This window comes from Nonomuraea sp. NPDC052116, assembly GCF_040680035.1.
Classification (GTDB): domain Bacteria; phylum Actinomycetota; class Actinomycetes; order Streptosporangiales; family Streptosporangiaceae; genus Nonomuraea; species Nonomuraea angiospora_A.
The window spans coordinates 1-20508 of the sequence record NZ_JBFAWA010000038.1; the positions used below are offsets into that span (position 1 = coordinate 1).

The window sequence follows — 20508 nt, forward strand, 5'->3', positions numbered from 1 at the left end:
GCCGCCCGGGCCGGCCCCCCCGCCCCCCTGCCCTCCGACCCCGCGCCCCCGCCGGCGGTTCCCCCCGGGGGCGTCCCCCCCGCGGGCCGCCCGCGGGCCGGCGCCGGCCCCCCCCCCGACCCGGTGGAGGCCGCGGGTCCGGATCGGCCGCCGCTTCCGATGGGCAGCCTGATCCTGCTGTACGCGCAGGGCAGCGTCGTGGTCACCGTCTTCAACGCCCTCCTGCCCATGTACGTCCTGGTCGAGCTCAATCGCGGCGCGGGGACCTTCGGGGCCATCGACGCCCTGGGCAGCCTCGGGTTCCTCGCCGCCGCCGCCGGATACCGGCTGTTCGCCCAGCGCTACTCCGATCTGCGCATCGCCGTGGCGGGCTTCTTCGCGTGCAGCCTGCTCATCGTCACTCAGGGGCAACTGGGCGTCGCCGGACTGGCCGTGCTGGTCCCCATGGGCGCGTTCGTCTTCGGCCAGGCGAGGATCTCCTCGCGGAATCTGCTGATGGCCCGGGCCGGTCGTACGGACATAGGCCGGGTCTTCGGCCTCGCCAACGGCGGCGGGCTCGCCGCGACCATCGTCGTCATGCTGCTCGTGGCCACCGTCACCGATCACACCAGCGCGGGGGCCGGTTTCGCCACCCTCGGGGCTTTCGCGCTCCTGTCCACGATCTGGGCACTGGTGCTCCAGCGACGTGCCGTCAGGGGTACGCGATCCGGACTCCCGAGCGCCGGGAAATCACTACGAAACGGAGCTGTGCTATGACCATCCGGACGAACGTACGTGGATGGAGGACCGCACGTGGACGACCCGCTCGGTAATTTCGCGAACATCGACGCCGAGGCGTTCCTGCGGGATTCCGAGAAACGGGTGGCCGACTTCGCCGCGGCGCAGGAAGGGGTCGCGGCGGCGGTCGGGCGGGCGACGGCCGCCGACGGTCTCATCGCGGTCGAGTGCACCGCGCAGGGCGGGGTGAGCCGGCTGGACATCGATCCGAGGGCGAAACGGATGAGCGTGCACGAGATGTCCGCGGCGATCCTCGCGGCCATCCACGACGCCGATGCCGATCTTCAGCGCCAGCTGTCCGCGATCATGGCGGGCGCGTTCGGCGGAGGCCTGGACCGCGCCCTGGGCGACCCGGACACCGCCCGGGCGAAGGTCGCGGAGGCGCAGCAGGCCTACGACCGGATGATGGGTGATGCGATGGGTGAGCTGGATCGTATGCGGAGGAAGCTCGGCTACTGAGCGTCCTGGGCGCGCCCGGCCGCGTACTGGGGCTTGAGGCCGTCCGTGAGGGTGCGCTCGGTCATCCAGGCGGCACCGTACTTCAGGGCCAGGCCGAGCACGGTCCTGAGCGTGAAGTTACGCAGCTCGATGACCCGCTTCTCGGCGGTCATCGCCTGCGACAGCGCCTCCCACGTGTAGTACACCCTTCCCGGCCCGATGAGTACGGCCTTGGCCAGGGTGGCCATGGCCAGGCTGGCGATGCCCACGTGGAGGTAGATGTACAGCGTCCAGAGGTTGGCCAGCACCCTGAGCATCCACGAGAGGCTGTGGGCGGAGTCGGCCGCGGTGTCCGACTCCATGGCGTAGCCGGCGACCCGCTGCCCGTAGAGCTCCCGCTCCGGCGCCTGCCAGCTGGCCTGGGACACGCTGTCGTGCTGCTCCCGCGCTGTCGTGCCCGCCGCGTACACACCGTCTCCGAAGGCGCTCCAGCCGTCCGCGGCCCTGTGCATCACCTGCGGGTCGGACGGGACGGACAGCCCGTACGCGACCACCACCCGCTCGAAGACGGGAAAGATCAGGGCGGCGAACGCGTACATGCCGAGCGTGGAGTACTGCATCCGCTTGAGGTCGCCGCCCTCGTCACCCGGCTGGAACGGGTCGGGGGTCCCGCCGGGGACGGGGATCTTAAAGCCGCCGGACATTGGCCTCGTTCCTGTTCTCCACGGTCTGGATGTTGCCGGCGACCGTGTGCAGCCGGTCCCGATGGTCATGCAGGGCTTCGATCGTGTTGAGGACCGTGCTCTCCGCGTAACCGACGATCTTGTCGTGTTCTTTGGTCAGGGGCCATCCGAGCACTCCCATGGCCCAGGGGCCCATGCGCATGTTCGAGGGGAAGTCGCTGACCTCGGCCAGGTGCGACACGGGGGAGGTGCCCGCGACGTCATCGACGAGAGCGTCGCCCAGCGCTCTGATCGCGGACAGCCGGTGGATACGTGATGCGTCGTCTTGGCTCAAAATTACTCCAAGTACGTGATCCATTACTTGGCTGGACATACTAGCCGGAACCTGGCCGATGCTGTCCGGGCCTGGCCGGCGCGTGGCCCGATTTCGGACGAGTCCGTCCGGGCCTCTGTTGGACACCTGGCCGGGGTGGCTTTCCTGAGCCTGACGCCCCGCCGCGCAGCGATCCAGGGCGGTCGACCAACCAGAACAGGAGCCCGAACCATGCCAGTCACCATCAAGAACTCGTCCCCGGTCACCCTCCTGACCGTCCTCGCGGCCCTCGGCGCCACGCTGCTCACCGCGACCCCGGCGACCGCCGGCGTCCCCGAGCGCAGCCACCTGGCGTCTGCCTGCGGCCTGTACCGGGACGGCGACGCGGCCATGTACAAGAACTGCTCCGGCGCCGGCGAGAACATCTTCGTGACCTACCTGCTGGGCGGAAACACCTATTTCTGCGTGGCACCGGGAGAGTCGAAGTACGTCGGCAGGTGGAGCAACACGTTCAGGGTCTACAACCGGGGCGGCTGCTGACGCCTTTCATGAACGCGGGGCCACGGGACGGCCGGCCCGTGGCCCCGCGCGGGTCAGCCGTGTCACCGGCCAGGCCCCATGCGACCCCTTCACGCCCGCAGAACGGTGACCTGCCGCCCCGCCGGGGTGCGGTCCTGGTCGAACCGGACGCGCTCCTCCATCGGGGACGCCTCAGGACGGCGATCGAAGATCACCAGGTAGCCGGTGTCGAGATCGAGCCGGTCCAGATAGCGGTCGAGCTGCGCGAGCCCCTCGGCCGCCGGATCCCGCTGGCCGGGCCGCCACACCTTGAGCTCCATGGCCTCGCGTTGCACCTGCCGCTCGCCGTACGGCCAGCGCAGGTAGACGTCCAGCCGACCGGTGCCCGCGGCATACTCCCGGTCGAGGAAGCCGCCGCCGTTGACGATCCGGTGCAGGTAGGCCATGAGGATGATCTGGCACGCGGCCTCGTGGTAGGCGGTGCCACGGACCAGGGTCTCGCCGTGCTGCTTCCAGAAGGCGGTGAACTCGCGCAGCAGCTTGAGCACGTCCAGACGGCCGTCGGGGAGGACGAAAGACCGTGAATCGTCGTGGATGATGGCTTCCACACGGCTACCCAGCACGCGGAGGATGACCTCGCGGTAGATGGGGTTGGCGATTTCGAGCACGCGCCCCCGGGCCGCCAGGCCGAGATCACGCACGTAGGAGAAGTCGTCCTCGAAGGTTTCGTCGTGGTCGGCCGGCGTGCCTGCGAGCACCGGTTCGAGCACTCGCTTGACCCCGGGTTCGTACAGCTTGGCGACAAGAGAATCCAGGTGGGTGGCGCGGTCGCGGATGAGTCGCTCTTTGGCCTCCTCCATGTGACCGGCAGTGATCGGCTCCTCTGGGGGGACCCGCATCTCCCAGGTGATCTCCCAAGCCAGCGCGTTGACCAGCCACGGTTGTCCGCGGGTGAATTCGAAGGCCGCTGTGATGGCTTCCTTGGTGAACTCCTGCCCGGTCTCCGCGGTGTGCTGGCCGTACAGCTCCCTGACGTCCTCCGGGGTGAAGTCGCCCAGGCGAAGCGATTTGACCGCGATGTTGAAGGGGCTGATCGCGCCGAGCCGGGTGGGGTCGCCGCCTGAGGCGATCTTGTAGTCTCGCACGTCCCTCAGCCCGCACAACACCACGGAGTTGGGGAACGGAACGCCTCTGGGACGATCGTTGTGGCCGATGCGTAGTTGCCGCAGGACCGCTTTCAGGCTCTCCCCATACAGCGCGTCGATCTCGTCGATGAGCAACACGAGCGGGAGCTCGCACTGTTCTGTCCACGCCTGGAGAGCGGCGCCCAGCCGTTGACCCGGAGCGGCCTCAGGCCAGGAGGCGGGCACCGAGTTGTTGCTCCAACGAAGGTTGTCCAGCAGGATCAGCTCCGCGGCCTCGAAGTCGTCGCCCGTCACGGAGGCCGTCTCGCAGGACATCATCACCGCCACGGCGGCCCCTTCCTTGGTGAGCTCATGCTCCAGGGAATGCAGCACGGTCGTCTTGCCCGACTGACGCGGAGCGTGGATCACGAAGAAGCGATCCAGGTCGATCAACCGGCGCGCCTGCGGCAGCCGGGGCTGCGACGGCAGCACGTAGTGGAGCCGGGGGTCGCACGGTCCGGTGGTGTTGAAGTACCTGGGCCTGGTCACCGTCACAGTGTGGCATCGAGCGGTGACAGATTCGATCGGTTTGGCTCACGAGCCGAATCTCACGCTGCCCGCCCGATTGCCCATCCTCGTGCACCGTTTCCCTCACCCCGCGCGGCGGCAGGTCGTCAAGGAACCCAGACCACGATCCAGCACGGTCCGAGCGCGGCCACAGATCATCGAGGCGGTGACGCAATCCGGTCATCCCGCCACCATCGGCAGGGACGAGCTGGGCAGGCTGGTGGCAGAGCCGTTGCGTACCCGTTCCCGTTCCCACACGCTTCGCTTCGTCGAGGGACCCCGGCCGAGGGACCCCGGCCGGGGGCGCGCGGCCGCCGTTCCGGTCACGGCAAGAAACGCAGGCGCTGACCTGCCCCGGGTGCTCCCACAGCCGCGGCGTCGATCAGGCGGTACGGGCGAGCACGGCGGTGCGGATGCCGCGGCGCAGGAGAGCGGGCAGGCACAGGATCGTGCCGAGCGCGCCGATCCACACCGTCGACTCCAGCCCGGCGAGCGCCGTGGCCGCGGAGGCGAGCAGGGCGCCGAGCGCGACCGCGCCCCACAACTGGAACCGCTGTACGGCGGACACCCGGCCGAGGAGTTCGGGCGGGGTCTGGGTCTGGCGGAGGGTCAGCGAGATGGGGCTGAACGCGCCCTCGCCCACGCAGTGCACGATGCTGCCGATGACCAGGCCGGCGGCTCCCAGGCTGCCGTGCGCCGCCCCCAGCGCCGGCATGGCCACGATGCCCAGCACCGACACGGTGGCGGCGAGCATGAGCGCGCGCGGACTGCCCAGACGCCTGATGAGGAAGGCCGAGGCGAGGTTGCCGATCGGGTAGCCGGCCGCGGCGGCGCCCACCACGATCCCGATCCACTGCGGCGACAGCCCCAGGACGTTGCGGCAGTACAGGACCAGGCTGGTCTCGACCATGGAGAGGAACAGCACGTAAACGGTCCCGCAGGCGAGGACCGGCTCCAGAACCGGATGCCCGAGCGCGAACCTGAGCCCGGCCGCCACGTCGCGCCGTACCCAGCCCCGCTCCCGCACGGTGACGGCGGGCGGCGCCTCGCGGTGCCGGATGGCGACCAGCGCCACGAGCGAGGCGGCGAAGCTGACGGTGTTGGCCAGGAGCGCGCCGGCCACGCCGAGCAGCCCGATGACCGGCCCCGCGGCCATCGGTCCGACCGCCTTGGCGGTCGACTCCGACAGCGCCAGGCGGGTGTTGCCGGTGTGCAGCTCGCCGGGGTCGGGGAAGAGGCCGGGCAGGTACGAGGTGTAGGCGACCTGGAAGAACACCACCGCGCAACCGCTCACCAGCACCAGCGCGAACAACAGGGGGAAAGTGAGCACGCCGGCGACCGCCGTCACCCAGATCGCGCCGAACGCGACCACCTGGACGCCGTCGCAGACGAGCATGACGGTACGGCGGGGCAACCGGTCCACGATGGCGCCGGCCGGCAGGCCGAGCGGCAGGAAGGGCAGGAACATGGCGAACGGCAGCAACGCGGCCTGCGCCGGAGCCGCGCCCAGCACCGTCACCGCGAGCAGCGGCAACGCCAGCGTCATGAACTGGTCCCCGAACAGCGACAACGACTGCCCCGCCCACAGCAGCCCGAAGCTCCGGCGGGCCGTACGTCCGGACGTCTCCGTCATGACGGTCATGCCTGCCACCAGAAGTCCCGCAGCAGCGAGTGGACGGTCTCCGTCTCCTCGACGTGGCCGAACGAGCCGCTGCGCTCCAGCATGTGGAACCGGGCCTGGGGCGCGAAGCGCCGGAAGTCGCGCTGCAACGCCGGGTGCAGCGCCCGGTCGTGGCGGCCGGCCAGCACCATCAGGGGAACGCGGATCACCTTGAGCCGGGGGCGGAAGTCGGGGATCCTGGCCACCTCACCCCCGATCACGAAATCGACGTCGTCGCCACAGAAGATCGGATAAAGCTCCTGGTTCCTGGCGCCGGGCTCGTCGGCCAGCAGGGCGGCGTTGGCCGGGTCGTAGAAGCGGACCAGGGCCGTCGCCTTGGCGAACTCCCGCCTGAGCGGCTCGTCCGTGGAGCGCAGCCCGTCCAGCCGCAGCTCCTGGATCCGCTCCCACACCTCGGGGAGCTGGGTGGCCAGCTCACGGTTGATGTTGGCATGGTTGAGCTGCCACATCTCGGGGCTGTGCAGGGTGTTGGCCAGGGTGACGGTACGCGCCACGGCGGGGTGGTCGAGGGCGATCGCCTGCGCGATCAGCCCGCCGTACGAGAAGCCGTACAGGTGGGCGGGGCCCAGTTGCTCGAGCAGCGCGGCCACGTCGGCGACGTCGTCGGCGAAGGTGATCTCGGAGAGGTGCCGAGGGCGGCCGGAGCGGCCGCGGCCGAACAGGTCGACGTAGATCACCCTGTGGTCCGCCGCCAGGGCGTCGAAGTGCGGGTGGAAGATCACATGCGAACCCGCGGGGCCCAGTCCGGCGAGCAGCACCACGGCGTCGCCGTCCCCGTGCTGCTCGACCCAGATGCGTCGGCCGCCGCGGATCTCGTACGGCTGACCAGGGGGATGTTCGATCATGGCGCTCATCTTGGCCCGATCGGGAGGCGGGACGACGGCGGATATCGGACCTTTCATTTGGGATCGTCCGCGCGCCGGCCGGGCCCGGTGAAAATGCGCTGGGAAACTGTCGGTGCCCGGTGATAGAAAGCAGGTTCGATACTCGCGTGCTCGTGCCCGGGGGAGGGCCTGCCAGTGACCACCAGCAGTTCGGAGTTCTCTGTCTCCGGCCCGAGCTACAACCGGCGCGGCCCGGTGCGCTGGCTCTGGTCCCACCTACGCCGGCATCCGGTGCACCTGCTCGGGTTCCTCGGCGGGTCGCTGGTCATGGTGGTGCTCAACGCCATGGTGCCGCTGTTCACCGGCGACGCCTTCGACGCCGTGCTGGGGCGGCAGAGCGAGCCGCTCGACGCGCTCGGCTTCATCGCGCTCGCGCTGCTGGCGATCGTGCTGGCGCGGGGGCTGTTCGACCTCGTGGCCAGGCTGTCGAGCGAGGTGCTGGCCAAGCGCCTTGAGCGCGACGCGCGCGACGAGCTCTACGTGAGCCTGCTCGGCAAGAGCCAGACCTTCCACAACCGGCAGCGGGTCGGCGATCTGATGGCCCGGGCCGCCAACGACATCCGGCAGCTCTCCATCATGATCACGCCCGGGCTCGACCTGATCGTGGACTCTGGGCTCACCGGGCTGGTGCCCATCTTCTTCATCGGGGCGATCGACCCGCGGCTGCTGCTGTCGCCCGGGTTGTTCGCCGTCGTGTTCACGGTGGCGCTCTGGCACTACATGCGGCAGCTCAACCCGGTGGCCACGCGCATGCGCGAGCAGTTCGGCGACCTCAACGCCGGGCTCAACCAGGCCGTGCGCGGCATCGAGGTGATCAAGGTGACCGCGCAGGAGGCGCAGGAGCGGCGGCGCTTCCGCGCCGACGCGCGGCTCTACCGCGACCTCTTCGTACGCAACGGGCTGGTCCAGGCCCGCTACCTGCCCACCCTGCTGTTCTCGTTCGCCATGGCCGGGGCGCTGTGGCACGGCCTCTACCTCCAGGGCATCGGGGCGATCACCATCGGCGAGCTGGTGGCGTTCATGGGGCTCATGGGCCAGCTCGGGTTCCCCACGCAGATGTCGATCTTCACGTTCTCCCTGATCCAGATCGGCATCGTGTCCTCGCGCCGGATCCTGAGCGTCGTCACCTCCGACAGCGAGATCGAGCAGCGGGCCGAGGGGCACGCCGCGCCGATCGGCGGGGAGCTCGTCTTCGAGGACGTGACGTTCGGTTACGAGGACGACGAGGAGCCGGCGGTGCGCGGGGTGACGTTCACCGTGCGGCCAGGGGAGACGGTGGCGATCGTCGGGGAGACCGGGTCGGGCAAGAGCACGCTCACCAAGCTGGTGCCGCGGATCTACGACGTCACGTCCGGGCGGATCCTCGTCGACGGCGTGGACGTGCGCGACTGGGACCTCGACTCGCTGCGGTCCCAGATCTCCACCATCGAGCAGGACATCGTGCTGTTCTCGCGGTCCGTGTCCGAGAACATCGCCTTCAGCCTGGGGCAGCGGGCCGATCACGAGGCCGTGGTACGGGCGGCGGAGGACGCCCAGGCCGCCGAGTTCATCGCCGAGCTGGACGACGGCTACGAGACCGTGATCGGCGAGCGCGGGGTCACGCTCTCCGGCGGGCAGCGGCAGCGGCTGGCCATCGCGCGGGCGCTGCTGACCGATCCGGCGATCCTCGTGCTCGACGACTCGACCAGCGCCATCGACTCCGCCACCGAGGACAGGATCCAGCAGGCGATCGGGCGCATCCTCGAAGGGCGCACCACGCTGCTGATCACCCACCGGCTCTCGCAGATCCGCTGGGCGGACAAGGTGCTCCTGCTCAGACGCGGCGAAGTGGTCGACTTCGGCACCCACGACGAGCTGATCGCGCGTAGCCGGCTCTACCGCCGGATCTTCGCGCACTACGACGAGGTCGAGCTGGACGGTGACGGCGACGTGGACGGGGTGCTGGCCGCGGAGCAGGGAGGGGTGCGCTGATGGGCTTCATCATGGACGGCCTCGACGCCGAGGACTACGACCGCACCTACAGCGACCGTGCCCTGCTGCGCCGCATCATGTCGTACTTCCGGCCCAAGCTGAGGTCGATGGTCCTGGTCGCCACCATGATCGTGCTGCTGTCCGCGAGCCAGGCGGCCGTGCCGGCGCTGGGCAGCCTGGCCGTCGACGCGGTCTCCGACGGCACCATCGGCTCGGTCGGCTGGCTGCTCACGGGCGGGATCCTGGTCACCGGGGTGCTCTCGTGGGTGTTCAACTTCATCCGGCAGAAATACAGCGCGCAGGTCACCGGTGACGTGGTGCTCCGGCTGCGCGAGGACGCGTTCGACGCGGTGCTGGCGCGCGACCTGTCGTTCTACGACGAGACCCCGTCCGGCAAGATCGTCAGCCGGGTGACGTCCGACACCGACGACTTCGCCACCGTGTCCACGCTGACGATGGACCTGATCAGCCAGGTGCTGATGGTCGGCTTCGTCACGGTCCTGCTGTTCGTGCGCAGCGTCGAGCTTGCTCTGCTGACGCTGCTGGTGGTGCCGATCGTGGTGGGCCTGGCGCTGATGTTCCGGCGGCTGGCCAGGATCAGCACGCGCAGGGCGCAGCGCTCGCTCGGCCGGGTCAACGCCAACCTGCAGGAGACCATGGGCGGCATCGCGGTCGCCAAGAACTTCCGCCAGGAGCAGCAGGTCTACGACGAGTTCCGGCCGATCAACCGGCAGAGCTACCAGGTGACGCTCCGGCAGGGGTTCGTCTTCTCCACCATCTTCCCCGTGCTCTTCCTGGTGGCCGGGCTCGCGACGGTGGGCCTGGTCCGGCTGGGCGGCGCGCAGGTGCTCGACGGCGGGCTGTCCGCGGGCGACTGGTACCTGTTCCTGCAGGGCGTGTCGCTCTTCTGGTTCCCGCTGACGTCCATCGCCGCGTTCTGGTCCCAGTTCCAGCAGGGGCTGTCCGCGTCCGAGCGCGTCTTCGCCCTGATCGACGCCCCGCCGCGGGTGGTGCAGAGCGCCGCCGAGCCGCCGGGCAGGCTGGCCGGGCGCATCGAGTTCCAGGGCGTCACCTTCGGGTACGACGCCGCCAGCCCCGTGCTGCGCGACTTCGACCTGGGCATCGAGGCCGGGGAGACCGTGGCGCTGGTCGGCCACACCGGCGCCGGGAAGTCGACGCTCAGCAAGCTGATCACCCGGTTCTACGAGTTCCAGGAAGGCCGCCTGCTGATCGACGGGCGCGACATCCGCACCCTTGAGCTGGGCGCCTACCGCAGCCAGATCGGCGCGGTGCCGCAGGCCCCGTTCCTGTTCAGCGGCACGGTCGCCGACAACATCCGCTATCCGCGGCCGGAGGCGGGCGACGACGAGGTACGCGCCGCGGCGGCCGCGGTGGGCGGCGGCGACTGGATCGAGGCCCTGCCCCACGGGCTGGAGACGGACGTGGGCGAGCACGGGCGGGCGCTGTCGATGGGGCAGCGGCAGCTCGTCGCGCTGGCCCGGCTGCTGATCCAGGACCCGGCGATCGTGGTCCTGGACGAGGCCACGGCCAGCGTCGACCCGCTGACCGAGGCCCAGATCCAGGAAGGCCTCGACCTGGTGCTGGCCGGGCGGACCTCGATCGTCATCGCGCACCGGCTCTCGACGATCGAGCACGTCGACCGCATCATCGTGCTGGATCATGGGCGGATCGTGGAGGAGGGCGACCACGCGACCCTGCTGGCTCGCGGGGGGCGCTACTGCGAGGTCTACAACACCTACTTCCGCCACCAGTCCCCCAACTACCGCGCCGGCTCCGGCTTCGTCTCCGTGACGAGCGGCGGCTCCGGCTGACCTCGGCCGCAGGGGCAGTGGTCTGTGACGATTGTCCATTTTTGTGACAAGTGTGGTAAATCTTCTCCGTCACGCTTGTCACGGAGGCCCCATGCGTACCTTGCCCATCGTCGGCTTGACCACCTTGATGCTCGGGCTGGGTACCCACGCCGCCGTCGCCGAGCCCCCGGAGGCGGATGCGCCGCTCGCGCGTCAGGTCCCGACGACGTTCGCGGCCGGGAACGACTACTGGACCCCGGAGCGGATGCGGGCCGCCCAGCCGCTTGCCGCCCCCGATGATGCGGGGAGCGGCGCGACCAGGAGTGCGACGCCGTACGCGGCGCCGGAGCAGGTGGACATCGCGCCCACCCCGTCGGCCGGTACGAATCGGTGGGTCACCCCGTACGTCACCTCGGCGGCCAAGCAGCGGACGTGGAAGTCCGGCGGCCTCATCGCCAAGACGGCGGGCAAGGTGTTCGGCACCGGTGGCAACGGCAAGGACTTCGTGGCCTCCGGCAACGTCGTGACCAGCGCGGACGGGGACGTCGTCGTCACCGTCGGGCACGCGATGATCGACGGCGAGGGCCGGTGGAGCACCAACCTGGTCTTCGTCCCGGCGTACAAGAACGGCGCGGCACCCTACGGCAAGTTCGTGGCGCGGACCATGTTCATCTGGTCCGGCTACTACAAGGACGGCGCTCACCAGCCGCCGTTCGACTTCGGCATGCTGGTCGTCAAGCCGGTGAAGGGCAAGACGGCCGTGCAGACCGTGGGCGGCCAGGGCGTCAGGTTCAACTCCAGCGCCGTCGGCTCGGCCAACCTGCTGCTCGGCTACCCGAGCAATGGCAACGGCGGGCAGACCCTGCAGTACTGCAGCGGCGCCTCGGTGACCCCGGCGTACGGGATGAAGTACGCGTTCCTGTGCGACATGGGCGGGGGGTCCAGCGGCGGTCCGTGGTTCCAGAGCTTCAACAAGATCACTGGCACTGGCTACCAGATCTCCACCCACGCGCTGCGCAACAGCACCACCAGCTACGGCTCCTACTTCGGCCCCGAGGCGCTCAAGACCTTCCGCGCCGCAGAGGCCGCCTGAGCACGCCACTGACCGCGCTGCAGCGGCTGTCCGGGCGCTGCAGACGCCACGTGGGCGCTGCCGACCATGCTGCAGAGGCCGCCTGAGCGTTGCCGGCCATGTTGCAGCGGTCGGCTGAGCGCGCCGCCGACCACCTTGGCCCGCCGCTGACCACCTGGTCCGCCGAAGGCTACTCTTGAGGCTTTTGTGACAATAGGGGGAAATGTGACCACACTCAGCCGCCGACGGCTCCTCCAGGCGAGCGCGGGTGCCGTGCCCGCCATCGCGCTCGGGGCGCGTCCCGCGTCGGCCGCCGTGGCCGAACCGCTGACCACCGGTGTCGTGCCGAGCGCGATGGCGGGGTTCGACAAGGCGATGAAGACGTTCATCACGGAACGGGACATCTCCTGCGCCCAGCTCGCGGTCGCCAAGAACGGCAAGATCCTGCTCGCGCGCGGCTACGGGTTCTACTCCAAGACGGGCGCCCCCATCGTGCGGGTGCAGCCGACGTCCCTGTTCCGGGTGGCGAGCCTCAGCAAGAGCCTCACGGCGGCCGCGATCGTCCGCCTGGTCCAGGACGGCAAGCTGACCCTGGGCGCCAAGGTGGCCACCGTGCTGGGGCTGTCCACCACGGCGGACCCCCGGCTGGCGAACGTCACCCTGTGGCGCCTGCTCCAGCACCTCGGTGGCTGGGACAGGAACGTGTCGAAGGACCCGCTGTGGAACGACGCCACGATCTCCGCGTCGCTGGACGCGCCGCTGCCGATCGACCACGCCGACATCATGAAGTACGTCACCGCGAGGAAGCTCGACTTCGACCCGGGCACGAAGTTCGTCTACAGCAACTACGGCTACATGCTGGCCGGGCGGATCATCGAGAAGGTGTCCGGCATGAGCTACGAGTCGTACGTGCGGCAGAAGCTCCTCGCCCCCGCCGGGATCACCCGGCCGAGGCTCGGTCGCAGCCTCCGCTCCGAGGCCTTCTCCACCGAGGTGACCTACGCCTCGAAGTACACCAACAAGAGCGTCGTGGACCAGTCGGGCGCCGTCGTGCCGTACCCCTACGGCGGGTTCAACATGCCCAACCAGGACGCGAACGGCGGCTGGCTCGCCTCGGCCGTCGACCTGGTCAAGTGGGGCTTCGTCTTCGACGCCGCCGGGCCCGTGCTCAACTCCACGTCGATCTCCCGGATCTTCGCCAAGCCCGAGACCGGCGTGACCGCCGGCGGCTCCTGGTACGGCCTCGGCTGGTACGCGCGCAACAACAACGCCGGCGGGCTGAACACCTGGCACACCGGCAGCATGCCCGGCACGTACAGCTTCCTCGCGCGGGTGCAGAACGGCGTCAGCTACTGCGCGATCTTCAACCGCAGGGAGGAAGAGGGCACGCCCGACTTCGACGCGATCGACCCCATCCTCGGCGAGGCGATCGGCACCGTGAAGACGTGGCCCACCACGGACCTGGCTCCCAAATACTTCTGAAAGCACCCTCGTGACCGCCAATGTTGCGTCATGTAACGTCGCGGGAAAGGTAAGACCTACCGAGGAGCGGTAGATGCCAGAGGAGCAGCGACTCGACGCGACAGGTCAGCAGCAGACGAGAAGGCAACTGGTCCGGGCGGTGATCGCCTCCGCCGTGGGGACCTCGATCGAATGGTACGACTTCTTCCTCTACGGCTTCGCCGCCAGCACGATCTTCGCGGAGCTGTTCTTCCCCAAGAGCGACCCGACCACGGGTCTGCTCCTGTCTCTCGGCACCTACTTCGGAGGATTCGCCGCCCGCCCGATCGGGGCGGCGATCTTCGGGCACTACGGCGATCGGATCGGCCGCAAGGCCACGCTCATCATCACGCTCGTGAGCATGGGCATCGCCACCGCGCTGGTCGGGCTGGTGCCGACGTACGAGCAGATCGGCATCTGGGGCGGCATCCTGCTGACCGTGCTGCGGCTGCTGCAGGGCATCAGCGTCGGCGGTGAGTGGGGCGGGTCCGTGCTGCTGGCTACCGAGTGGGGGAAGTCGCGCGGCGGGCGGCGGGGGTTCCTGGGGAGCTGGCCGCAGTTCGGGGTGCCCGTCGGGCTCGTGCTCGGCTATCTGGCCCTCGAGGTGTTCCAGCCGCTCGACCCCGACTGGGGCTGGCGCATCCCGTTCCTGCTCAGCATCGTGATGGCCGGCGTCGGCCTCTACATCAGGCTCGGCATCATGGAGACGCCGGTCTTCACCAAGGTCCTCCAGGAGAACCGGGTCGAACGCGTCCCCGTACGCGAGGTCATCGTCAGGAACTGGCGGGAGATCGTGCTGAGCGCGCTGCTCCGGACCGGGCAGCAGGCGCCGTTCTACATCTTCACCGTCTTCATCCTCACGTACGCCACCAAGACCCTGGGGTTCAAGGCGGGCGACATCTACCCGTACGTCATCGCCGCCGGGATCGTGTCGCTGTTCACCGTGCCCTTCTGGGGATACGTCTCGGACATCGTGGGGCGCCGCAAGCTCTACATCATCGGCTCCGCGGCCATGGTGGTCTGGTCGTTCGTCTACTGGCCGCTGCTGGACACCCGCGTCCCCTCGCTGGTCCTGCTGGCCATCGTGCTGGCGGCGCCCATCCACGACATCCAGTACGGCCCGCAGGCCACGTTCATCGCCGAGAGCTTCACCGGGCGGCTGCGCTACAGCGGGGCCTCGCTCGGCTACCAGCTGGCCTCGGTGACGGCGGGCGGGCCCGCGCCGCTGATCGCGGTCTGGCTGTACGCGACGTACCAGAGCTCGTTCGCCATAGCCGTCTATATGGCGATATGTGCGCTGATCAGCGTGGTTGCGGCGTTCGCCTTGAAGGACCGGTCGAAGCAGGACTACGCCGTCGAGTACGACGACGTACGGACCGAGACCGGGACCAGCCCTTGAGTCACGCGTCGCTCGGGCCCGGCGTCCAGCCGGTGACCTGAGACCAGTCGTCGGCCTGGCGAAGCGTGTCCCAGATGAACGGCCGCTTCGCCTCGACGTATCGCTGCCGCTCGTGCCGGAACTCGGCCGCGAGACGCCGCTTGACCGCCGCGTACTCGGCCGCTGCTCCGGGGTGGGCGCGCAGGTAGTCGCGGAAGAGCAGGGAGAGCTGCTGGGAGAAGCTGCCCAGCACGCGTACGTGCACATGCGTGCGGCGCTCGCCCGGCGCCTCGCGGAAGTAGCGCTTGGTCAGGTCGGGATTGTCCGCCCGGTACACCAGGCCGAGGCTCTCCAGCGGCGACCTGAACGCCTCCGGCGGCTCGAACGACCGCACCGACACCTGGACGTCGATCACCGGCTTGGCCGCCAGGCCGGGCACCGCGGTCGATCCGATGTGATCGATCCGCGGTGCCACGTCGCCGAGCCACCGGCGCAGGGCCTCACCGATCCTGGCGAACTCCTCCTGCCAGGCCGGGTCGTGGTCGGCTATCTCGACGGGGTCTGCCATGCGCCGATTATCCAGGGTCGCCTCAGCCGAAGGCGCGGACCTCCAGGAGCCCGACCGAGCCCTGGCCGCTCTGCAGCACGACCCGCAGCCTGGTGGTGCTGACAGCGGTGAAGGTGACCGGGTTGTAGGCCCCGGCCGCGATCCCGTACGCGCTCGCCCCGGGCACGTCCGCGTACGCGCTGCCGTTCCAGTACTGCAGCTTCCACGAGGCGGGCACGCGCACGCCGCCGCCGTCGTCGAAGAAGTAGACCTCGGCCGACTTGATCGTCTGGGTCGAGGACCAGGTCAGCTCGGCCCACTGGGTGCCGGTCTCCGGCCAGGTGCCCCAGCGCGGGCTCGGCACGAGGCCGTCGTTGACGGCCGCGACGCTCTCCCAGGGCGAGGTGTAGGAGGCCGAGGGCGTCGCGCTCGAGGCCAGGTTGACGGGCGTGGGGTTGCCGCCTCCGCCGCCGAAGGCGAGGTCGTCGTCGCTGAAGATCGGGTGGGACGGGTTGACGTCCGCCTCGCCACCGCCGCCGTCGCAGCGCCGGTCGGGGTTGAACATCAGGTACGTGCCCGACGAGCAGGCCGTCGCGGGCTCGGCGTCGCCGCCGATGACCACGCTGCCGCCGAGGTTGGCGCCGCCCTGGACCAGCGCGCTGTTCTTCACCACGGCGTTGCCGCCGACGGTCGCGCCGCTGTTGACCCAGGACAGGTCCTCGATGCGGGCGTTGCCGCTGACCGTGCTGTTGCCGTACACGGCGGCCCGGGGGCCGACGTAGGCGGTGGCGGCCACGTTGGCGCGGTTGTCCACCCAGCCGCCGCCGTTGGAGTGCCAGTGGCCGCCGCCCGGCGCGGCCGGCTTCACGTGACCGGGCTCGAAGCCCCACGGCGTGGCGCCCTGCAGGCGGAACTGGTACGGGTAGCGGTAGTTCTTCGGGTAGCCGTCGAGGAAGGCGTACTTGTGCACGGCGCTCGGGGCGCCGACGACCACGAGGTAGACGTCCTTCTCGCCCGTCTGGGTCTGGAAGGTCACCTCGCCGTTCGAGGAGTTGTAGATCGGGCTGTAGCGGGGCGTGCCATTCTTCACCGCGACGAACCCGTACGACCAGCCCGATCCGGCCGCGGAGTTGACGTGGCCCCTGAACCGCATCCGGATGAGCGCGCCGTCGCTGCTCGGGACCAGGCGGATCTTGTTGTAGCCGTAGTCGGAGGGGGCGATGGCGTCGGAGACGCGGAAGTGCCCGGCCGCCGCGTTGACCGCCTGCGCCTCCACGCCGTTGTAGGCCGTGACGAAGGGATACAGGCTGTTGATGAACGGCATGAAGTCGGCGCGGTTGGAGTAGTCCCACGTGACGTTGCGCTGGGCGTATTCACCCAACCGCCGGTTGAGCTCCGCCTGGTCGATGCCGGCGATGCGGCGGTAGGTCTCCAGCGGGTGCTCGTTGCTCCTGGCCTCGTTCCACAGGCGGTTGAACATCGCCAGGCCGTCGCGGTCCTTGATGTACTGCAGCAGCATCCAGTTGCCGTAGTGGTGCCGGCTGCTGCTGTAGGCGAGGTTCTCGGTGCGGATGAACCTCGTCAGGTCGCCCGCCGCCGTCTTCGGGTAGACCTGCATGGCCATGAACTCGGCGCTGGTCTCCCAGAACGTGCCCGCGCTCGGGTCCGTGAACCCGTAGCCGGACCTGCCGAGGAACGTGTAGTTCTGGAACACGTGCCCCAGCTCGTGCGCCAGCCCCCAGGAGCCGGGGAGCGCGGCGGCTGGGGCGATGTTGATGACGCCGACCTTGCCGTCGGTCGAGCCGCCCGTCGCCCACGCGTCGAGCGGCGCGTTCGACCAGGTCCTGGTGACGATGACGATGATCTTATACTGGGCCAGCAGCCCGCTCTCCGGCGTGAACTTCATGGTGTTCACGTAGAAGGAGTAGAGGGTCTCAAGCTGGCTGAGCATGTTGTCGGGGTCGAAGTTGTACGGCGAGGGCGCGGTCTTGGGGTTCGTGCCCGATCGGTCGCCCCATAACAAGATGAAGTTCGCGGACTCCTTCGTACGGTCGCCGGCCCACGGCACCTCGCCCGTGCTCTGCCACCGCGCGGGGATGAAGACGGCCTTTGCCGCCGCCGTGGCCGCCGGGGTGGTCGTGAGGAACGCGGTGACAAGCATCAGAAGGGCGACCGTCGCCGCCCGCAATCGTCTCATTCGGAAACCTCCGGGAGCCGCTCTTTGTGTTAGCGCTAACACTGCGCGTTATGTCACATATTTTGGAGCGGCATAGAGTGTTGAGGTTCGCAACAGAGACTGTCAAGACCCGGTGAAACTTTCAGTTCCGAAAGGCCGCCTCCGCCGCGTTCGCCTGGGCCAGCTTCTCCTGCTCGGCCGTCCACCCGGCGAACTCCCGCTCCAGCGTGGTCCCGGCGGTGGTACGCGCGTCGGTGCTGATCGTGACCGCCAGCCCGTACTCCAGGAGCGGGATCGCGGGGTGCTCCGACATGTCGGGGACGGCGCCGGTCAGCACGTTGCTGATCGGGCACATGTCCAGGGCGATCCGGTCGCGGCGCAGCCGTTCGAGCAGTGCGGAGTCGCCGGTGCAGCGGACGCCGTGCCCGATCCGGCGGGCGCCGAGCACGTCGATCGCCTCCCACATGCTCCCGGGGCCCGCCGCCTCGCCGGCGTGCACCGTGCAGGGGAGACCGGCCGCGTGGGCGAGGTCGAACGCGGCCCGGTGCGGCGTGGCCGCGTACAGCCGCTCGTCGCCGGCCAGGTCGAGCCCGGCCACCTTGTCGCGGTGCCGCAGCGCCGTCTCGGCGACGGCCAGGCTCTGCTCCGGCGTCTGGTGTCGCAGGCAGCACAGCAGCAGCCCGGTACGCACTCCCGTCGCCGCCTCGCCCGCCGCCAGGCCCTCGGCGACGGCCTCGACCGCCTCGTCGATGGTCATGCCCTGGCGGCCGTGCTGCTGCGGCGCGAAGCGCGCCTCGCCGTAGACCACGCCGTCCGCGCTCCAGTCCTCCACCAGCTCGCGGGCGGCCCTGCTCAGCGCGTCGGGCGTCTGCAGCACCTGGAGGGGCACCTCGATGTACGTCAGGAACCGGCCCAGGCTGCCGCACCCGGCGGGCGCCGTCACCAGCTGCTCGACGGGGGCTTCCAGGGTGATGCCCTGGCGGCGCGCGAGATCGGCGATCGTGCTCGGGCGTACCGATCCGTCGAGGTGGCAGTGCAACTCGTAACGCTGGTTCATCGCGGTCCCTCACAGGTGTCGAAGAGCAGTTGCTTGAAAGCGGTCTCGTCGACCCGCCGCACCAGTGTCAGGTTCGGGGCGGGGGCCGAGCGGCGGCGGTCGATGATGAGCTGGCCGCGGGTCTCGTCGCCGAGCGCGACGTCCACGTGCGCCTGTTCCCGCTCGACGGCCAGCTCGGGCCGGAGTGCCACGGCCATGGCGACGGGGTCGGGCAGGTCGTAGCCGGACAGGCCGGTGACGTCGCGGGCCCACTCGGCGACCGTGCGGTTGACGCGGTGGGCGAAGGTGGCCATGGGGGTGCCGATCCGTTCCAGCCGGAGCTGGTCCGCCGGGGTCATCACGGCGTCCCGGCGCGAGACGTCCCAGCCGATCCAGGTCACCCGGTCCGGCGTGGCGGCCTGGAGCACCACGCGGGCGGCCTCGGGGTCGGCCCACACGTTGAACTCGGCGGTGGCCGAGACGTTGCCCCAGAGGTCCGCGGCGCCGGCCATGCAGTACACGTGCCGGTACCGGGAGAGCAGGTCGCGGTCGCGGAGCAGGGCGGCGGCGAGGTTGGTGAGCGGACCCAGAGTGACCAGCGTCAGCTCGTCGGGGAGGTGGCGGGGGGCGGTCAGCAGGATGTCCACGGCGTGCTCCGGCTCGGCGACCCACTGGGGGTCGGGGAGGTCCAGGTCGCCCATCCCGTCCTGGCCGTGCACGTGCTGGGCGGTGGACATGGCGCGGGTCATGGGGCTCTCGCAGCCCTCGTGGACGGGGATGTCCGGGTGGCCGGCCGTCTCCAGGGAGATGAGCGCGTTGCGGGTGGCGGTCGCCAGGGGCACGTTGCCCGCCACCGTCGTCACCGCATGTACGTCGGCCAGGCCGCTGGCGGCGGCCAGCAGCAGCGCCACGGCGTCATCCGAGCCGGTGTCGGTGTCGACGATCAAGGGCAGCACGGTCACCTCTTGTCTAATCGTTTAGAACCGCCAAGTGCATATCTAATCGATTAGATGCGAGAATGTAAACCGCCATGAGGAAACGTCCGAGCACTCTGGCCGACGTGGCCCGCCGAGCGGGGACCTCGACGGCGGTCGTCAGCTATGTGATGAACAACGGGCCCCGTCCTGTGGCCGCCGCCACCCGCGAGCGGGTCCTGGCCGCGGCGGCCGAGCTCGGCTACCGGCCCAACCGCATCGCCCGCGCGCTGCGCTCGCGCACCACGGGCGTGGCCGGGCTGGTGCTGGCCGACGCGTCCAACCCCTACTTCGGGGCCCTGGCCAGGCACGTCGAGCGGGCGCTCGAGCGCCGCGACCTGCTCACGCTGATCGGCAACGCCGGCTACTCGGCGCAGCGCCAGCGGCATCTCGTCGAACGTTTCCTGGCCGCCCAGGTCGACGGCCTGGTGATCGTCTCGGCCGACTCCGTGGGCGACGTGGCCGAGGTGGCCGAGGCGGCCGGCGTACCGGCCGTCTACGTCCACAACGGGCCTCCGGGCGCGCCCGTGGCGGCGGCCGACAACCAAGATGCGGTACGGGAGGCGGTCGCGCACCTGCGTGGGCACGGGCACCGGCACATCGCCTTCCTGACCGGCCCCGACGACGAGGGGCCCGTGGGCGTGCGGCGGGCGGCCTGGCACGCGGCCGTCCCCGGCGCCGAGCTTTTGCGCAGCGACTACTCGCGGGCCGCCGCGGACGCCCTGACCCGCCACCTCGCCGACGCGGGCACCCTGCCGCATGCCCTGGTCACCGCCACGGACGAGCAGGCCATCGGGGTCCTGTCCGGCGCCTGGGCCCGCGGTCTGGCCGTCCCCGACCGGCTGGCCGTGATCAGCCTCGACGGGACCCCGGAGAGCGCCCACACCGCTCCGGCGCTCACGGTGACCGAGCAGCCGCTCCAGGCGATGGCCGAGCAGGCCGTCGCCCTGCTGTTCGACGAGGCGGCCGCCCCGCTCGCCACTCGCGCCGCCCTGATCCCGCGGCGCAGCTGCGGCTGCGGAGGAGGAGATCTGGACCTACTCTCGTAAGAGAAGGG

At 70.0% G+C, this 20508-nt stretch carries 18 protein-coding genes; 9 read left to right on the forward strand and 9 right to left on the reverse strand.

Going from position 1 to position 20508, the window contains the following annotated elements; genetic code table 11:
- Positions 1–159 precede the first annotated feature (159 nt).
- Together AB0L65_RS49125 and AB0L65_RS49130 are read left to right on the forward strand one after the other, a co-directional pair.
- On the forward strand, positions 160–756 hold the full coding sequence (locus AB0L65_RS49125) for a hypothetical protein (RefSeq protein WP_364261390.1): 597 nt from the start codon (positions 160–162) through the stop codon (positions 754–756).
- Between the two features lie 36 nt (positions 757–792).
- Positions 793–1236, forward strand: a complete 444-nt coding sequence (locus AB0L65_RS49130; RefSeq protein WP_364261393.1) for a YbaB/EbfC family nucleoid-associated protein — start codon at positions 793–795, stop codon at positions 1234–1236.
- Here the strand turns inward: AB0L65_RS49130 and AB0L65_RS49135 are convergent.
- Together AB0L65_RS49135 and AB0L65_RS49140 are read right to left on the reverse strand one after the other, a co-directional pair.
- On the reverse strand, positions 1230–1919 hold the full coding sequence (locus tag AB0L65_RS49135) for a hypothetical protein (protein ID WP_364261396.1): 690 nt from the start codon (positions 1917–1919) through the stop codon (positions 1230–1232). The genes AB0L65_RS49130 and AB0L65_RS49135 overlap by 7 nt on opposite strands.
- Complete coding sequence (locus AB0L65_RS49140) at positions 1903–2232, reverse strand: hypothetical protein (RefSeq protein ID WP_364261399.1); 330 nt, start codon at positions 2230–2232, stop codon at positions 1903–1905. Before AB0L65_RS49140 ends, AB0L65_RS49135 begins: the two co-directional genes overlap by 17 nt.
- 210 nt (positions 2233–2442) lie before the next feature.
- On the opposite strand from AB0L65_RS49140, the gene AB0L65_RS49145 reads away from it, so the two are divergent.
- Entirely contained in the window at positions 2443–2751 is a 309-nt protein-coding gene (locus AB0L65_RS49145; RefSeq protein ID WP_364261402.1) for a DUF6355 family natural product biosynthesis protein, read from the forward strand.
- Positions 2752–2840: 89 nt separating this feature from the next.
- Here the strand turns inward: AB0L65_RS49145 and AB0L65_RS49150 are convergent, their stop codons facing one another.
- The 3 genes from AB0L65_RS49150 to AB0L65_RS49160 all read right to left on the reverse strand — a co-directional run bounded on the left by AB0L65_RS49150 (position 2841) and on the right by AB0L65_RS49160 (position 6947).
- On the reverse strand, positions 2841–4403 hold the full coding sequence (locus AB0L65_RS49150; RefSeq protein ID WP_364261404.1) for an ATP-binding protein: 1563 nt from the start codon (positions 4401–4403) through the stop codon (positions 2841–2843).
- 400 nt (positions 4404–4803) lie between these two features.
- A complete protein-coding gene (locus AB0L65_RS49155) occupies positions 4804–6063 on the reverse strand; it encodes an MFS transporter (RefSeq protein ID WP_364261407.1) in 1260 nt (419 codons plus the stop codon).
- Positions 6060–6947: an alpha/beta hydrolase gene (locus AB0L65_RS49160; protein WP_364261410.1), complete on the reverse strand. Its 888-nt coding sequence runs from the start codon at positions 6945–6947 to the stop codon at positions 6060–6062. The genes AB0L65_RS49155 and AB0L65_RS49160 overlap by 4 nt, the downstream gene beginning before the upstream one ends.
- Positions 6948–7121: 174 nt before the next feature.
- On the opposite strand from AB0L65_RS49160, the gene AB0L65_RS49165 reads away from it, so the two are divergent.
- From AB0L65_RS49165 to AB0L65_RS49185, 5 genes are all read left to right on the forward strand, one after another.
- Positions 7122–8957, forward strand: a complete 1836-nt coding sequence (locus tag AB0L65_RS49165; protein ID WP_364261413.1) for an ABC transporter ATP-binding protein — start codon at positions 7122–7124, stop codon at positions 8955–8957.
- The gene (locus tag AB0L65_RS49170; protein ID WP_364261416.1) at positions 8957–10789 is read left to right on the forward strand and encodes an ABC transporter ATP-binding protein; all 1833 of its coding nucleotides are present in this window, start codon (positions 8957–8959) and stop codon (positions 10787–10789) included. Before AB0L65_RS49165 ends, AB0L65_RS49170 begins: the two co-directional genes overlap by 1 nt.
- 91 nt (positions 10790–10880) lie before the next feature.
- A complete protein-coding gene (locus AB0L65_RS49175) occupies positions 10881–11861 on the forward strand; it encodes a hypothetical protein (protein WP_364261419.1) in 981 nt (326 codons plus the stop codon).
- A gap of 204 nt (positions 11862–12065) precedes the next feature.
- Positions 12066–13322: a serine hydrolase domain-containing protein gene (locus AB0L65_RS49180; RefSeq protein ID WP_364261422.1), complete on the forward strand. Its 1257-nt coding sequence runs from the start codon at positions 12066–12068 to the stop codon at positions 13320–13322.
- A gap of 73 nt (positions 13323–13395) precedes the next feature.
- Entirely contained in the window at positions 13396–14739 is a 1344-nt protein-coding gene (locus AB0L65_RS49185; protein ID WP_364261425.1) for an MFS transporter, read from the forward strand.
- A 1-nt stretch (position 14740) separates the two neighbouring features.
- Here the strand turns inward: AB0L65_RS49185 and AB0L65_RS49190 are convergent, their stop codons facing one another.
- From AB0L65_RS49190 to AB0L65_RS49205, 4 genes are all read right to left on the reverse strand, one after another.
- On the reverse strand, positions 14741–15286 hold the full coding sequence (locus tag AB0L65_RS49190; RefSeq protein ID WP_364261428.1) for a GrpB family protein: 546 nt from the start codon (positions 15284–15286) through the stop codon (positions 14741–14743).
- 22 nt (positions 15287–15308) lie between these two features.
- Positions 15309–17462: a DUF6055 domain-containing protein gene (locus AB0L65_RS49195; protein WP_364261431.1), complete on the reverse strand. Its 2154-nt coding sequence runs from the start codon at positions 17460–17462 to the stop codon at positions 15309–15311.
- Between the two features lie 121 nt (positions 17463–17583).
- Positions 17584–18498 carry an adenosine deaminase gene (add, locus tag AB0L65_RS49200; protein ID WP_364261434.1) on the reverse strand — a complete coding sequence of 305 codons (915 nt, stop codon included), beginning with the start codon at positions 18496–18498 and terminating at the stop codon, positions 17584–17586.
- Positions 18495–19433: a nucleoside hydrolase gene (locus AB0L65_RS49205; protein WP_364261437.1), complete on the reverse strand. Its 939-nt coding sequence runs from the start codon at positions 19431–19433 to the stop codon at positions 18495–18497. The genes add and AB0L65_RS49205 overlap by 4 nt, the downstream gene beginning before the upstream one ends.
- A gap of 74 nt (positions 19434–19507) precedes the next feature.
- On the opposite strand from AB0L65_RS49205, the gene AB0L65_RS49210 reads away from it, so the two are divergent.
- Positions 19508–20500: a LacI family DNA-binding transcriptional regulator gene (locus tag AB0L65_RS49210; protein WP_364261440.1), complete on the forward strand. Its 993-nt coding sequence runs from the start codon at positions 19508–19510 to the stop codon at positions 20498–20500.
- Positions 20501–20508: the final 8 nt, after the last annotated feature.

Excerpts from the sequence above, each read along its gene's own strand:
- AB0L65_RS49125 (WP_364261390.1), top strand. The coding sequence starts at position 160 with ATGGGCAGCCTGATCCTGCTGTACGCGCAGGGCAGCGTCGTGGTCACC.
- AB0L65_RS49135 (WP_364261396.1), bottom strand. The coding sequence starts at position 1,919 with ATGTCCGGCGGCTTTAAGATCCCCGTCCCCGGCGGGACCCCCGACCCG.
- AB0L65_RS49145 (WP_364261402.1), top strand. The coding sequence starts at position 2,443 with ATGCCAGTCACCATCAAGAACTCGTCCCCGGTCACCCTCCTGACCGTC.
- AB0L65_RS49155 (WP_364261407.1), bottom strand. The coding sequence starts at position 6,063 with ATGACCGTCATGACGGAGACGTCCGGACGTACGGCCCGCCGGAGCTTC.
- AB0L65_RS49160 (WP_364261410.1), bottom strand. The coding sequence starts at position 6,947 with ATGATCGAACATCCCCCTGGTCAGCCGTACGAGATCCGCGGCGGCCGA.
- AB0L65_RS49170 (WP_364261416.1), top strand. The coding sequence starts at position 8,957 with ATGGGCTTCATCATGGACGGCCTCGACGCCGAGGACTACGACCGCACC.
- AB0L65_RS49175 (WP_364261419.1), top strand. The coding sequence starts at position 10,881 with ATGCGTACCTTGCCCATCGTCGGCTTGACCACCTTGATGCTCGGGCTG.
- AB0L65_RS49185 (WP_364261425.1), top strand. The coding sequence starts at position 13,396 with ATGCCAGAGGAGCAGCGACTCGACGCGACAGGTCAGCAGCAGACGAGA.
- AB0L65_RS49190 (WP_364261428.1), bottom strand. The coding sequence starts at position 15,286 with ATGGCAGACCCCGTCGAGATAGCCGACCACGACCCGGCCTGGCAGGAG.
- AB0L65_RS49195 (WP_364261431.1), bottom strand. The coding sequence starts at position 17,462 with ATGAGACGATTGCGGGCGGCGACGGTCGCCCTTCTGATGCTTGTCACC.
- add (WP_364261434.1), bottom strand. The coding sequence starts at position 18,498 with ATGAACCAGCGTTACGAGTTGCACTGCCACCTCGACGGATCGGTACGC.
- AB0L65_RS49210 (WP_364261440.1), top strand. The coding sequence starts at position 19,508 with ATGAGGAAACGTCCGAGCACTCTGGCCGACGTGGCCCGCCGAGCGGGG.